This is a genomic window from Macrococcus brunensis (assembly GCF_004359615.1).
Lineage (GTDB): Bacteria > Bacillota > Bacilli > Staphylococcales > Staphylococcaceae > Macrococcus > Macrococcus brunensis.
Map to the genome: position 1 here is coordinate 153,870 of NZ_SCWA01000002.1, position 13,449 is coordinate 167,318.

At 43.6% G+C, this 13,449-nt stretch carries 14 protein-coding genes; 2 read left to right on the forward strand and 12 right to left on the reverse strand.

The window, feature by feature from the left end; all coding sequences use genetic code 11:
* Positions 1-2: 2 nt before the first annotated feature.
* Genes purQ through purE form a run of 5 tightly spaced genes read right to left on the reverse strand, consistent with a single transcriptional unit; the run spans position 3 to position 3,196 of the window.
* Positions 3-665, reverse strand: coding sequence for a phosphoribosylformylglycinamidine synthase subunit PurQ (gene purQ / locus ERX27_RS01765; protein WP_133431116.1), 663 nt, complete (start codon positions 663-665; stop codon positions 3-5).
* Positions 665-916, reverse strand: a complete 252-nt coding sequence (gene purS, locus ERX27_RS01770; RefSeq protein WP_133429445.1) for a phosphoribosylformylglycinamidine synthase subunit PurS — start codon at positions 914-916, stop codon at positions 665-667. Before purS ends, purQ begins: the two co-directional genes overlap by 1 nt.
* A 2-nt stretch (positions 917-918) precedes the next feature.
* Complete coding sequence (gene purC, locus ERX27_RS01775; RefSeq protein WP_133431117.1) at positions 919-1,617, reverse strand: phosphoribosylaminoimidazolesuccinocarboxamide synthase; 699 nt, start codon at positions 1,615-1,617, stop codon at positions 919-921.
* On the reverse strand, positions 1,618-2,727 hold the full coding sequence (purK, locus tag ERX27_RS01780; RefSeq protein WP_133431118.1) for a 5-(carboxyamino)imidazole ribonucleotide synthase: 1,110 nt from the start codon (positions 2,725-2,727) through the stop codon (positions 1,618-1,620).
* Positions 2,714-3,196, reverse strand: coding sequence for a 5-(carboxyamino)imidazole ribonucleotide mutase (purE, locus tag ERX27_RS01785; protein ID WP_133431119.1), 483 nt, complete (start codon positions 3,194-3,196; stop codon positions 2,714-2,716). The genes purK and purE overlap by 14 nt, the downstream gene beginning before the upstream one ends.
* A gap of 203 nt (positions 3,197-3,399) precedes the next feature.
* Here purE and folD point away from each other — a divergent pair, with 203 nt between their 5' ends.
* Positions 3,400-4,248, forward strand: a complete 849-nt coding sequence (folD, locus tag ERX27_RS01790; protein WP_133431120.1) for a bifunctional methylenetetrahydrofolate dehydrogenase/methenyltetrahydrofolate cyclohydrolase FolD — start codon at positions 3,400-3,402, stop codon at positions 4,246-4,248.
* Between the two features lie 85 nt (positions 4,249-4,333).
* Here the strand turns inward: folD and ERX27_RS01795 are convergent, their stop codons facing one another.
* From ERX27_RS01795 to ERX27_RS01805, 3 genes are all read right to left on the reverse strand, one after another.
* Entirely contained in the window at positions 4,334-5,245 is a 912-nt protein-coding gene (locus ERX27_RS01795; RefSeq protein WP_133431121.1) for a manganese catalase, read from the reverse strand.
* A gap of 56 nt (positions 5,246-5,301) precedes the next feature.
* Complete coding sequence (locus ERX27_RS01800; RefSeq protein WP_133431122.1) at positions 5,302-5,607, reverse strand: DUF3243 domain-containing protein; 306 nt, start codon at positions 5,605-5,607, stop codon at positions 5,302-5,304.
* A 171-nt stretch (positions 5,608-5,778) separates the two neighbouring features.
* Positions 5,779-6,927, reverse strand: coding sequence for a globin domain-containing protein (locus tag ERX27_RS01805; RefSeq protein ID WP_133431123.1), 1,149 nt, complete (start codon positions 6,925-6,927; stop codon positions 5,779-5,781).
* A gap of 173 nt (positions 6,928-7,100) precedes the next feature.
* On the opposite strand from ERX27_RS01805, the gene ERX27_RS01810 reads away from it, so the two are divergent.
* The gene (locus ERX27_RS01810) at positions 7,101-7,505 is read left to right on the forward strand and encodes an RrF2 family transcriptional regulator (protein WP_133431124.1); all 405 of its coding nucleotides are present in this window, start codon (positions 7,101-7,103) and stop codon (positions 7,503-7,505) included.
* 40 nt (positions 7,506-7,545) lie between these two features.
* Here the strand turns inward: ERX27_RS01810 and ERX27_RS01815 are convergent, their stop codons facing one another.
* The 4 genes from ERX27_RS01815 to ERX27_RS11335 form a co-directional block, all read right to left on the reverse strand.
* Entirely contained in the window at positions 7,546-10,341 is a 2,796-nt protein-coding gene (locus ERX27_RS01815) for an Ig-like domain-containing protein (RefSeq protein WP_133431125.1), read from the reverse strand.
* Between the two features lie 6 nt (positions 10,342-10,347).
* The gene (locus ERX27_RS01820) at positions 10,348-11,340 is read right to left on the reverse strand and encodes a WxLIP family cell surface protein (protein WP_133431126.1); all 993 of its coding nucleotides are present in this window, start codon (positions 11,338-11,340) and stop codon (positions 10,348-10,350) included.
* A 66-nt stretch (positions 11,341-11,406) separates the two neighbouring features.
* Positions 11,407-12,099 (reverse strand): WxL domain-containing protein, encoded by a 693-nt coding sequence (locus ERX27_RS01825; protein WP_133431127.1) that lies wholly within the window; start codon positions 12,097-12,099, stop codon positions 11,407-11,409.
* A gap of 801 nt (positions 12,100-12,900) precedes the next feature.
* Complete coding sequence (locus tag ERX27_RS11335; protein WP_165983045.1) at positions 12,901-13,074, reverse strand: hypothetical protein; 174 nt, start codon at positions 13,072-13,074, stop codon at positions 12,901-12,903.
* Positions 13,075-13,449: the final 375 nt, after the last annotated feature.

A 13,449-nucleotide genomic window follows, 5' to 3' on the forward strand; every position in this document is an offset into this window, starting at 1 on the left:
TGTTATTTCCCCCAGCTTTCTAGAATACCTTGGAATAAGCGTTTACCGTCTTCAGAACCGAGTAATGTATCCATCGCACGTTCCGGGTGAGGCATCATTCCGCAGACGTTACCTTCCTTGTTCACGATGCCGGCAATATCTTCTAAAGAACCGTTCGGGTTCTCTGAGTAAGATAAAATAATCTGTTTGTTATCCTGCAGTTCCTTCATTGTTTCAGGTGAGCAGTAATATGAACCTTCGCCGTGCGCAATCGGATAGACCACTGTCTCGTCCTGATCATATAAATGCGTGAACTTCGTCTCATTGTTGACGATGGTTAAGTGTTCATTACGGCAGACGAATTTATGGCTTTCGTTATGCAGAAGCGCGCCTGGCAGTAAGCCGATCTCTGTTAAGATCTGGAAACCATTACACACACCGAGAACCGGTCTGCCTTCAGCAGCAAGACGTCTGACTTCATCGACAATCGGTGCCACACGTGCCATCGCTCCGCAGCGTAAGTAATCACCGAAAGAGAAACCTCCTGGAATCAGCACACCATCATATCCTTCAAGAGATGTCTTGCGGTAATCCACGTATTCTGCTTCCATCCCTGTGATGAGCGCTGCATTCAGCATGTCCCGGTCACAGTTAGACCCTGGAAATTCAATGACCGCAAACTTCATTATTCCGCCTCCACGACTTTGTAGCTGTATTCTTCAATAACCGTATTCGCGAATAATTTTTCGCTGAGTGTACGGACCACGTTATCAACTGCTTCATCAGTCGCTTCGTCAACTGTCATATAAAGGACTTTCCCGACACGGATATCGTTGACCTGGTTATAGCCTAAATCATGAACGGCACGAGTTAATGTCTGACCTTGTGTGTCTAATACCTGTTTCTGTAATGTGATGTAAAGTTCGATGTTTTTCATGATTATAAAGCCTCCATTTTATTGTAAAAGTTAGTGTAAGTATCAATCAGTGAACCTGTGTCTTCACGGTAAACGTCTTTATCAAAGTTTTCTTTTGTGTCTTTTTCCCAGATACGGCATGTGTCAGGTGAGATTTCATCAGCGAGTAAAATGTTACCGTCTTTATCTTTACCGAATTCAATCTTGAAATCAACTAAATCGAGGTTCATACGATTCATGATGTCTACCAGTTTGTTGTTGATATTGAGCGCCTGACGTTTCAGTTCAGCGATATCAGCATCATCTGCGATACCGAGCAATTTAACGTGGTCGTCTGTGACAATCGGATCGTTCAATTCATCCTTCTTATAGTAGAACTCGATTAAAGGGGCTTTGAACGCTTCGCCTTTTATAAAACCGAGACGCTTCGTAATAGAACCGGCAGCGATGTTACGGACGACGACTTCCAGTGGAATGATGTCGACTTTTTTGACAAGCTGTTCTGTCTCAGATAAGCGTTTGATGAAATGTGATTCATAGCCTGCTTCTGTCAGTAACTCGAAGAAACGACTCGTGATCATATTGTTCAGACGACCTTTACCTGCCATCGCATCTTTCTTCGCACCGTTACCTGCAGTCACTTCGTCTTTGTACTCGATGCGGTAGACCTGGTCATCATCTGTTGAAAAAACGCGTTTTGCTTTACCTTCATACACTAACATCTACATTCTCTCCTTATAAATCGCTTCATAGTCGTTATTTAAATCAAGAATCGTTACATGACCCATCTTGCGGTTTTCCTTGCGCACTTCTTTACCGTAGACATGGACGTGCCAGTCAGCATGGTCGCTGAAGATGTCTTCCATCGTATTCAGATCCTGACCGAGCAGATTGAACATGACGGCTGGTTTCAGTAACGTGATCTGTTCCGGCAGCTGCCAGCCTGCAACAGCAAGTATATGGGTATCAAACTGCGAATAATCACATGCTTCTATCGAATAATGTCCGGAATTATGAGGACGAGGTGCAATTTCATTCACATAAAGCGTGTCATCCTGGTCGATGAAGAATTCTACTGTGAAAGTACCGACGAAATAAATCGCCTGCATGATTTTCTTCACTTCTTCTATCGCCTGTGACTGATGCGGATGTTCACCTGTTACGGTCGTCTTATAGAGAATCTGATTGCGGTGTTCATTCTCCTGGACCGGGAAGAAGACGACTTTGCCGTCCGGAGCAGCTGTAGCTGTAATAGAGATTTCTGATTTTAAGTTGATACGTTTTTCAGCGACACAAGGACGGATCGCTAAAAGTTCATCCGCTTCTTTAAAGTCCGCTTCACTTTCAATCACAATCTGACCTTTGCCGTCATAACCGCCGAACGTCGTCTTCAGCATAAACGGGAAGCCGAGTATGTCAGCTGCTCCTTTCAGTTCTGCCTCATTCGTCACAGAGACGAACGGAACAACAGCTGCGCCTGCTTCTTTAAGGGCTGTTTTTTCAGCGAGACGGTTCTGCAGGGTCACCACTGTATCCGCGCCCTGCGGAACATTGAACTGCGACGTGATATTCTTTAGTTCCTCACCGCTGATATTCTCAAATTCATATGTGATGACATCTGACAGCTGACCGAGTTCAAGCAGCGCCTGTGCATCGTTATAAGGTGCGTGGATGAAGTGGTGACTGACGTAGCGTGCAGGACATGTATCATCCGGATCGAGGACAGCCACTTTAAAGCCGCGTGCCTGTGCACTTTGTGCCATCATTTTACCGAGCTGACCGCCGCCGATGATACCGATTGTTGAGCCAAGTTTCAGTTTAGTATAAGTCATTCTGCATAGCCTCTACTTTCTTGACGAGTGATGCTTCGTAGTCGTACAGTTTCTGTACTAAAGTCTCTTCTTTCAGACTTAACATGCGTGCGGCGAGGATTCCGGCATTCTTTGCGCCTGCAGAACCGATTGCCGTCGTTGCGACAGGAATTCCGCCAGGCATCTGGACGATGGATAACAATGAATCCATTCCTTTTAACGTCTTCGTTTCAATCGGAACTCCAATGACAGGCAGTGTCGTCATAGAAGCGATCATACCTGGTAAATGAGCAGCCCCACCAGCACCTGCGATAATGACATCAATACCGTTTTTTCTAGCATCACGAGCGAAGTCGACCATCTGAAGCGGCGTGCGGTGTGCCGAGACCACAGAAGCCTCAACTGGAATATCAAATGATTCTAAGATGGTGACGGCTTCTTTCATCGTCGGCCAGTCAGATGATGAACCCATTACTACAGCAACTTTCATCAAAAATTACCTCCATATCTATTGAAAACCGTTACATAAATTGAGATGATTACAGTAGTAGCATAACAGTAGTGCTATGAGATTTCAAGAAAATAAACGAACATTTTAATTAATTTTAGCTAAATTGTACGAATTTAGTTCGTATTTTCGAGAAACTTAAGTTGAAATTAATCAAAAATGTTCGATTTACAGGAGGAGTCAGCATGACAGCAAAAGTTTTAGATGGTAAAGCAATCGCACAGGAGTACCGTGCAGGTCTGCAGAAGGAAGTAGAGAAACTGAAAGCACAGGGCACAACGCCTAATTTAACGGTTATCCTTGTCGGTAACGACGGTGCGAGCCAGAGCTATGTCAACAACAAGAAAAAATCGGCTGAAAAAATCGGTATGTCTTCAGAAATCGTCAAGATGGATGAAACAGCGACAGAAGAAGAAGTGCTGGCAGAAATCAAGCGTCTGAACGAAGACCCGTCCGTACACGGTATCCTCGTACAAGTACCGCTGCCAAAACAGATTTCAGAAGCAAAAGTCTTAGAAGCCATCGATCCTAAAAAAGACGTCGACGGTTTCAACCCAATCAACATCGGCCGTCTGTATGCGGGAATGGAAACATTCATTCCATGTACACCACTCGGCATCATGGAAATCCTGAAAAATGCGGATATCGATTTAACAGGTAAAGAAGTTGCAGTTATCGGACGCTCACACATCGTCGGTCAACCCGTCGCTAAACTGCTGACGAATGAAAATGCAACAGTGACACTGCTCCACTCTCGCAGCACAAACATGAAAGAAGCATTAAAACGCTCAGACGTCATCGTCTCAGCAGTAGGTAAGCCAGGTCTTGTCACTAAAGACGATGTCAAGCCGGGCGCTGTCATCGTAGACGTCGGCAACACAGTCGTAGATGGTAAGCTGACAGGCGACGTGAAATATGACGAAGTCTCAGAAGTCGCCGGTGCCATCACACCAGTACCAGGTGGTGTAGGTCCATTAACAATCACAATGGTACTGAACAATACATTACTTGCTGCACAACGTTCCGTGAAGTAAGAGCAGAAAATCCGCTTTCCTATTTGGGAAGCGGATTTTTTATTGAGACTCTCAGGGTGTTATCCATCCTTGAGAGTCTGAATAACTAAATGAGCAAGATGTTCATCACTGGCAAACATCCCGATAAGCGGCACACAAAAAATCCCGGCAGACGTCTGCCGGGATTCCATAATTTCTGTAGCTTTGTTGAGTGCAGTGATGGATGCGGGTTCTCCAGTTCAGGCACTGTGCCTTCTACATAGACTTTGGATTCATATTTGAACTGACCATCGCCTGCTGGTGTTGCGCCATTAGCCCAAGAACCTTGTGCACTCTCTTCTGAGCTTGCTGAATGGTTATAAAGAGAGAAAGCGATGTCTTCACGTTCCAGTTTACGGTCAAACGAACCTGGAGTAATCTTACCTTCAGCGGCCTCAAGTTCTACGATAGCCTGCAGCCATAAATTCTGGTGATAAGAGTCACGGGCGATCAGCACAGCGAGCATATCTTTCAGTCCTGGATCATCTGTCATCTCATAGATACGGACAGCCTGCGTGCGGCCCTGTGATTCTGCATTTAAGTTAGCGCGGAAGTCGGCAAGTAAGTTACCGCTTGAAATGATATAGCTACCCATCCAAGGATTGCCGACACTGTCAGCCGGACGGGCGTTCATGCCAGAGACAATCGCATGCTGGGGGTTCATGCCGCTGAGAATAGCTGCCGTGGCAGGATCTTTCATCGCTGCTTCCTGATGTTCAATCGAAGTACCATTTAGCAGACGTCCGACCATCGTTGCCAGCATCTCGATATGGCCTAATTCCTCAGTACCGATATCAAGAAGCAAGTCCTTATAATGTTCATTACCTTTTCTGACGCCCCAGCCCTGGAACAGGTACTGCATCGCGACACTCATCTCGCCGTACTGACCACCGATCAGTTCCTGTACACGTTTAGCCATCAGCGGATTCGGTTTAACTGGCTTTGCTTCAAACTGTAAATGTTTATCGTGTAAAAACATAGTATGCTTCCTCAATGATTAAAAAATAAACAGACTGCACGGGTAGCCTGTCTTTATTATGCTTCTTTTGATACCATTCTGACTAAAGCACGAGCGATTGCTGATTTCTCTTCGCCTTCAGCATTGTTCCATAATTCGTTCAGCACTTTTTCTTCACGGTTTTTCGGTTCTTCGTTTTTCGCTAAGTGATCCGCTACTTTTTCAGCAGCTTTCGCAATTGTTTCTTCACTGAAACCGAGTTTCTCAGCTTTTTCGACTTTGCTGCCTAAATAGCTTGTGAACTGATTGAAGCTTTCTAAAATCTGGTCTTTCTCTTCCTGGCTCAAGTTATTGACTGCTTGTTCTGGATTAAGATTTGACATGATTAGCGCACCTTTTTCAGACACGTGGTCTCTATTTATAACCGGTAACGATAACCGGAAATATCATGTAATAAACATTCACTATGAATATTGATGTCTGATGCTGCACAAGAGTTCAGCGCTTATAGCACTGATTCTGTCCATAAAAAAGCAGAAGCATCAGCTCCTGCGTTACATAGTGATACTCATTTTCGGTCCGAAAGGCTCAAAATGAATCTGCTCGCGTGCAATACCCATGGCAGTGAGTGTCTTCAGCATCACTTCCATAAAGTTGACGCTGCCGCACATGTAGATTTCTTCCTCGCCTGTTAATATACCTTCAAGCTTTTCTTTCGTCAGACGGCCTGCAGATTCTGAATAATTGAAGTAGAACTGCACATTCTCCTGGTTATGAAATGCAGTGATCTCATCCTTAAACGGTACTTCCGCACGATTATATGCAGAATGAATGAATTTGACATCTTTTCCTTTAACCGCCTGTTCATGCAGCATCGCCATTAAAGGTGTCATCCCGACTCCTCCGCTGATGAAAGCGAGCGGACGGTCTGTCGCCTTGACTGTGAACTCTCCTGCCGGTGCTGACAACAGAATCTCATCGCCTTCTTTGAGCGTGTCATGCAGATAGTTGGATACGGCACCTTTTTCCTCACCGTGAACATCACGCTTGACGGCAAACTCAATTCCTTTAGTTATATCGGTATGACAGATGGAGTAGTGACGGAGCATATCATTCGGATCACCTTCCGGATGAACTTTCACTGTGATATACTGGCCTGCTTTGACCGGTTTCAGTGCTTGACCATCAACCGGTACGACTATAAATGATTTTACATGTGCAGATTCTTCTTTTACACGTGCAACTTTAAACGGCTTGAAGCCCTGCCACTCTGCTTCGTCGTACAGTGCTTTCTCCAGCTGGATGAAGACATCAGCAATGACACCATATGCTTCTGTCCAGGCATTGATAATCTCAGGTGTCGCTGCTTCACCTAACACTTTCCTGATGGCGTAGATCAAGTTCTCGCCGACAATCGGATAATGCTCCGGCTTGATCTCAAGTGCTCTATGTTTATGTGCAATCTGATTGACGTTCGGTATAATCGCTTCTAAATGATCGATATGCTTCGCTGCCGCTAAGACAGTCTGTGCGAGCGCGGTCTGCTGACGGCCGAGTTTCTGGTTGGTCTTATTAAAGATATTCAATAGTTCCGGGTGTTCTTCAAACATATGCGCGTAGAATACGGATGTGATTTCAGTACCATGCTGTTCCAGTACGGGTACCGTTGCTTTGACGATATCTCTCGTTTCCTGTGATAACATATAGCGCCTCCTAAAAGATATATTTTAAATACATCTTTAATCTTAACGTTAAAATACTCTATAGACAATGCCTAATAATTTTGTTTAAAAAGTTGTCACATTCTATCTGTTAAAAAACTGTCATGGCACTGATACTCATTTCTGCACTATAATAAAAGCAAGGAGGTCTGAACATGAAACTAACCTTATACTCAGATTACTCACTCCGCGTGCTCATGTATCTCGCGTCGCAGTCAGAACTGACTCAGATAGACGAAATTGCAAAGTTCTACAATATTTCAAAGAACCACCTGACAAAGGTTGTCCATAACCTGGCACTAGAAGGCTATATCTTATCTGTCAGAGGCCGCGGCGGCGGCATTAAACTGAACAGACGGCCGGAAGATATCAACATCGGTCAGCTCATCCGTAAGACAGAAGAGCACTTTGATCTCGTGGAGTGCTTCAACCCGGAGACCAACACCTGTCCGATCATCGGTAAATGCGGACTGCAGCCTGTGCTCAGTCAGGCGCTTTTCGCTTATCTGCAGGTGCTGGATCAGTATACATTGAAGGATATAACACCCTGCACTAAATAAGACACCTGCGCTACTCTCATGAGTGCCGCAGGTGTCTTATTTACGGACCGGCAGTCAGAGTCCAGGTCAGTGTACCTGTATAAGTATCAGCAGCTGCCTGAAGCGGATTGGTTCTGAGCAGAATGCCATTCTCACTTGTCCATTTTGTTTCTACTTCTCCAGCCGTCGCTGTCGCAGCTGCTTTCGTCTTATCTGTGACTTTGACAGCAGATTTTAGAGAACTGATCGATGAACCTTCCTTAAAGACGAGCGCATCATCCAGAACATCGCCCTTCGTGCTTGTCATCTGCTTTGTCGCCTGAACAGTGACATTCCAGCTGCCGCTTGTCTTAGTATCCTTGACACGCAGATTGAAATCAACCGGAGAAAGCCTAGGGATAATCAGGTCCGGATTACTTTGGATCGTTGTTGTCTTGAATATGATATCAGCAGGCTGAACCAGTTCAAGAACTGTACCGGTTACTGTACGGGAGACAGCAGATGACGTATAGCTGTTCTGCGTCGCCGTGAACTGCAGGACATCATCTTTCAGGAGTGAACCGGCTGGCACAGTGAATGTAAAGTTACCACTAGAGTCAGCTGTCACTGTCTGAGTGGCATTCGTCCGTGTGTTTTTCATCGTCACCGTTGAACCAGCTGACGCAGTGCCTGTTATCGTCTTTGCATCATTATAGATCGTCTGCTGCGGATTAGGAACAGCCGTCTCGGGCACGAACTGCAGACGACGCATGGTCGGCGCAAAATCTGTATTGAAGTTCGCAGGCATACCGGAGATAGCAGTCGTCGCAGACTGCATTTTAAATGAACCGCTTGCAATGATAGCAGTCTGTTTATCCGGTGTCGTTTTACTGACATCTGTCAGCCAGCTTCTGACTGCCATATTGGTGATATTGAATGTCATCACGTCTGACTTTGTGAATATCTGACCGGTCGGGTTGATAAAGTCGACTTTAGCAGCACTATCGATATTATAAGTGAATGGTCTTGAGACATTGATCGCTTCAGAACTGCTTGTCCCTGTTTTTTCGAATACCAGCTTACCATTCGATTTGATATTGACAGTGACAGGGTTGCTGCTGGCATTCGCATAAATGACATCGCTAGCAGACTTCAATGTGACATTTGCGCTACTGTTTACATCTATAGTCACAGGATCATTGTTGAACTTGAACGCATTCGCATTAGTGTTAATATTGACTGTTGAGCCTGCATCAAAAATAATATTACTCATCTGTGAAGCGGCTGCATTCGAAAGATTGACATAAATCCCTTTGTTCCCACTCAAATTCATCGTACTGCCTTGGCCTACACGGACTTTATAAGGACGATTTGAGTCAAAATGCAGCACGTCACCTGAAGTCGCTTTAATATTGACTGTCGCATTATTGCCGATATTAAGCCCTGTATTCGCTACTGATGAAACATTGACATTCTTAAAAAGGAAACCGTTCTTCGGATTCGTAATATCAAGGGAAGCACCGTCATGCACAATGATATTGCTGTAGCGCGCCATAAATTCAGGTCCTGCAATAGTGACCGTGTTTCTACCGTAAAAATGCAGTGTGCTGTCATAGCCGGCACCTAAGTGGCTGCTGCTGCGGTTCGCACTGTTATAAGTCACATTTGAATATTTAAGCTGTCCTACTTTACCATCTTCAAAACTGGCAAATCCGCGGTCAATCCCTGCATCTGTATTGATCAGGTTAGCTGCATTCTGAATAATCAGCTCATTGACAGCTGATGACGCTGGTACACGTAAACTGTCTGAGTTACCGAGTTCAAGCGAATAGTTATTGACATCGATCACTTTCATACCTGTTGAGCCGTTTACATTATTGGCATTTGAATTGACAATATTATTCTTCAGGATAACCACTTCGACAGTTGCATCTCTGACGGCTGAATCGAACTCAGCAGCTGTCGCGACACAGACAATCTTACCGGTCACCGCTTTACTGAAAACACCCGTGTTATTGGCAGCATTATATTCACTTACAGTCGGACAAGTTGACGAAGTGGTCAGAGATCTGACCGTGGTTGAAGGCGCTAAAGAAAGAGAGAAAGTCCGTGGCATCAGCGGTTCCTCTTGCATAACCACTGATTCTACTGTCGGCTCTTCTGTTGATTCTTCTGTCGTCGGGGTCTCTGTCGTCGGCTCTTCTGTTGGTTCTTCTGTTGGTTCTTCTGTCGTCGCGGTCTCTGTTGTCGGCTCTTCTGTTGAACCCGCTTCTGTCGTCACAGTCTCTGTTGTCGGCTCTTCTGGTGATTCTTCTGTCGTCACGGTCTCTGTTGTCGATTCTTCTGTCGTCGCGGTCTCTGTCGTCGGCTCTTCTGTTGATTCTTCTGTCGTCACGGTCTCTGTTGTCGGCTCTTCTATTGAACCCGCTTCTGTCGTCGCTGTCTCTGTTGTTGGCTCTTCTGTTAAACCCGCTTCTGTCATCGCCGTCTCTGTCGTCGGTTCGTCAACTAGCCCAGTACAGTCAAAAGGACCGTCCAGTACGATTTCCTCTTCAGCAGATTCAGTGACCACATCTGCAGTTAATTTATTCATACCTTGCTCAACCTGCACTTTATCATCAGCAAGAAGAGGCGTGCTGAGTAACAGTTCATAAGTCCCATCGCTTTTAACAGTCAGCGGATATTCAGTCTCATTGACTTTTATAACCAACATTTTATCTGCAAGAGCCGAACCCATGATTTTCTTATCCTGAGTCATAGGTGATGTAAGTTTAAAGACAGTCTGCTCACAAGTAGCGGCTACTGCTTGCCCGCTATAGGGGAAGAGTGTCACTAAAATCAACAGGACCATCATATATTTAATCAGCTGATCTTTCATCACCATCTACTCCTTCACTTTTCTCTTCAACCTCATTACATAGTAAATTAATCCACCAATAATGAACATCAGAGCAGCGATTGCATAATACCACCAGTTGGATTCCTGTTCAAGTTCAATGGCTGCATTATTAACCTTTTCAGCCTGTACTTCATCGATCATAAATGATTTCTCAAACTGGTAATTTTCTTTTCCTTTTTTAAAAGAAGCTTTATAAATATATTTCCCGGGTTTCAGCGGTTTATTATCAAACATCAGCGGAATATCAAAAATGCCTTGAGGCGCAATAGCGAAATTATCAATCTGATGCGCAAATAAAGGCTTCTTACCTTTTTCTCTGAATACCTGCTCTTTGAACTTCATTTTACCCATAAGCAGCGGCTGCTTATTAACAAACTGTGCAACGATTGCTGTACGTTCATCAACCAGCTTGGGTGTCACGGATTTAAGCTTAAGCTCAGGCTTGAGTTTTTTATGGTTCGCCTTCTCGTGCAGTCGCACCGCAATAGCATAAGCATAATTATTTTTAATCGTCAAACTGTCAGTCGCTTCATCATCAGACTTCTGCAGAAAATGTAATCCCCCGAGAATCTCACCATCAAATCCCTTTTTAGGAACCTTGATAGGGATAGTCGTTGTATAAGTTTCACCTGAATCAAGACTGATATGTTTTTCCCGCACATCTGCTATTTTACTGAAAGGATATTTGACACCTTTCTCTTTCAAAGAACCATCATAAATCAGTAAACCATTAGCATTCGTAGCGGCAGAACTCGCAGATACTTCAATCTCAATTTTTTTAGTCGTGCTGTTATAAAGCCTGACCTGAAGATCCTGTTTCTGATTCGCTTCGACGGCCAGGTCATAGTATCCCCGCACATCTGCAGACTGGTTTTCTGGAAGCAAAGGTTCAACTGAAAAAGGCACTTCGCCTGTTTCAGCAAAAGCAACTGTCGGCACAACCATAAGCAGCAATAACAATAGGACTGTTTTTTTCATTTAATTACCTCGTTCTATAATAAAAGTGCCCCAGGCTGAAAGCCTAGAGCCATTAATGTCATTATACTATTGAGCAGGTGAGGCACTCAAGGTCCAAGTGATTGTTGATGTATGAGTTCCTGGCGTCGCTGCTGCCTCAGGGACTGTCAAGGTTACTTTTTCATTTGTCGCGTTTGAAGATATCCAGCTTGTCAACCATGTACCAAGACCTTGCGCTGTCTTCAAGTCTGCTGTCTTTGCCGCTGCATTTACAACTGGAGCTGCTGCGCCGGCTGTCGGTAAGACGATTGAAGCATTTGGCAGAGGCGCAGGTGTCGAAGAAGTAGAAGCTTCAGCACCATTGTTCAAAGTGATTGTTGAACCTGGTAATGTTGATGCACTGCCATCAGTGAATGCACTCGCTTGCGCAGTGACATTCCATCCTTCACCTGTACCACGGCGGTCTGAAACCTGAATATAAGGTTGAAGTGTTGTAGACTGATATACAGTTGTTGCCGGATTGATTGCATGTGTACCGAACTCGATATTTGATACAAAGTCAAGTGTGAGGGGGCCACCAACCGTATTCACGGTACCTTGCGTAGGCGCATCCGGATTATTTGTACCGGGTGCAGTAGGTAATTTAGGTGTCACTGTATCAGTCGGAGCTGTAAAAGTGACTTTAGCAGTAGAATCTGCTGCAAATGCACTTGTACTTACGAACGGAGCAACGGCTAAACCTGTGATTAATGTAGTAGCTAAAATTTTATTAGTTTTCATTATATTCTCCTTTTAATTAGCGCCTCTATGCTGGACGCTTTAACAAAGAGAATTATATCATGTAAGATTTAAATAAAAGCATTATTTTAATTTTTTTTAATTTAATTTCCCCGTAGTAAAAATAAAAACTTTTAAATAGTAAATTAATGCTTTAATATAATAATGATATCTTATAAAAACCCTTATTAACCAACCTTTTTTTATATTTCAATATAATAGTTATCGCCCTATTGTCTAGTAAATATAGACAGATCGAAAATTAGAGTGTGGCAACATGATTGTGTTGTCAAATGTAACATATTAAGTACAGAAGTAATTTTTATTTAACAAAAACAACTTATCAATAGCACCGCTATTTCTTAGATTATCCTGAAGAACATCAGCATTTGCTGCTCAACTTTCTGCCGAAGCGTATACCTGGTAGTTCTATATAGCGGTAGCTCCAAGCTGCAGTCATTATACTTAAGACAGAGACAGTGAGCAGCACCCCTAGATATTGCAGCATACTATCTGCTCGATACACATGAAGATAACGTAGTACGGTCATCGCTATTTCAATGAAGAAAAAGTGAATGAGATAGACGATGAAACTGATTTCCCCTAAAAAGACCAGAAACTTATTCACCAGAAGACGGGACTGATATTGGGATAACTGAAAAGCAAAAAATGAAAACAGCAGACCGTAGAGATAATGATTAAAATAAAGCCAGTAGCCGGTGAATTTAAAAGTGGACTATATCATCATTATGGTGATTGTCATGACTATTAATACCTTAAGGGTATTTGGCCGCATTTCAGATGCTACTCAGACCACTCTACTATTAAGTAAAGAAGAATGCCCATAGAGAACACCGGCAGCTGATTAGGGAACCAGTAGAAGTAATACATATATAGACGTGGATTATAATCATAGAAATGCACTACCAGCAACGTCACACTGAAACCCAGTATCACGATAAACAATGTTTCAATCACCCCCGATCTGACATCTCTTATCATATAAAAAAGCAGCTTTAGTAAAAGATAGAACAGCACTCGCTAAGGTCTTGATGTAATTGTTTGAATCAGTTTGCCCTCTTATTATTTGAATAAAGCTTACTAAATTAATGAATAGTAGATATATTAAATAGATGTTACACAAACTGTGAGGAGATAATTACAGAAATAATTTTGGTTAGTTATACAATCAAGTTAGCCACCTAAGGTGGAAGATACATTAATTATTTATAAAAAAAATACGCCATGACGAATTCATGTTAATATTGTAGTTCTCACACCGACAATAAAGGAATGAATTCGTATGACGCATATCAATGGTAACACGAAAACCGTTAAGGGCAAACACCTTTC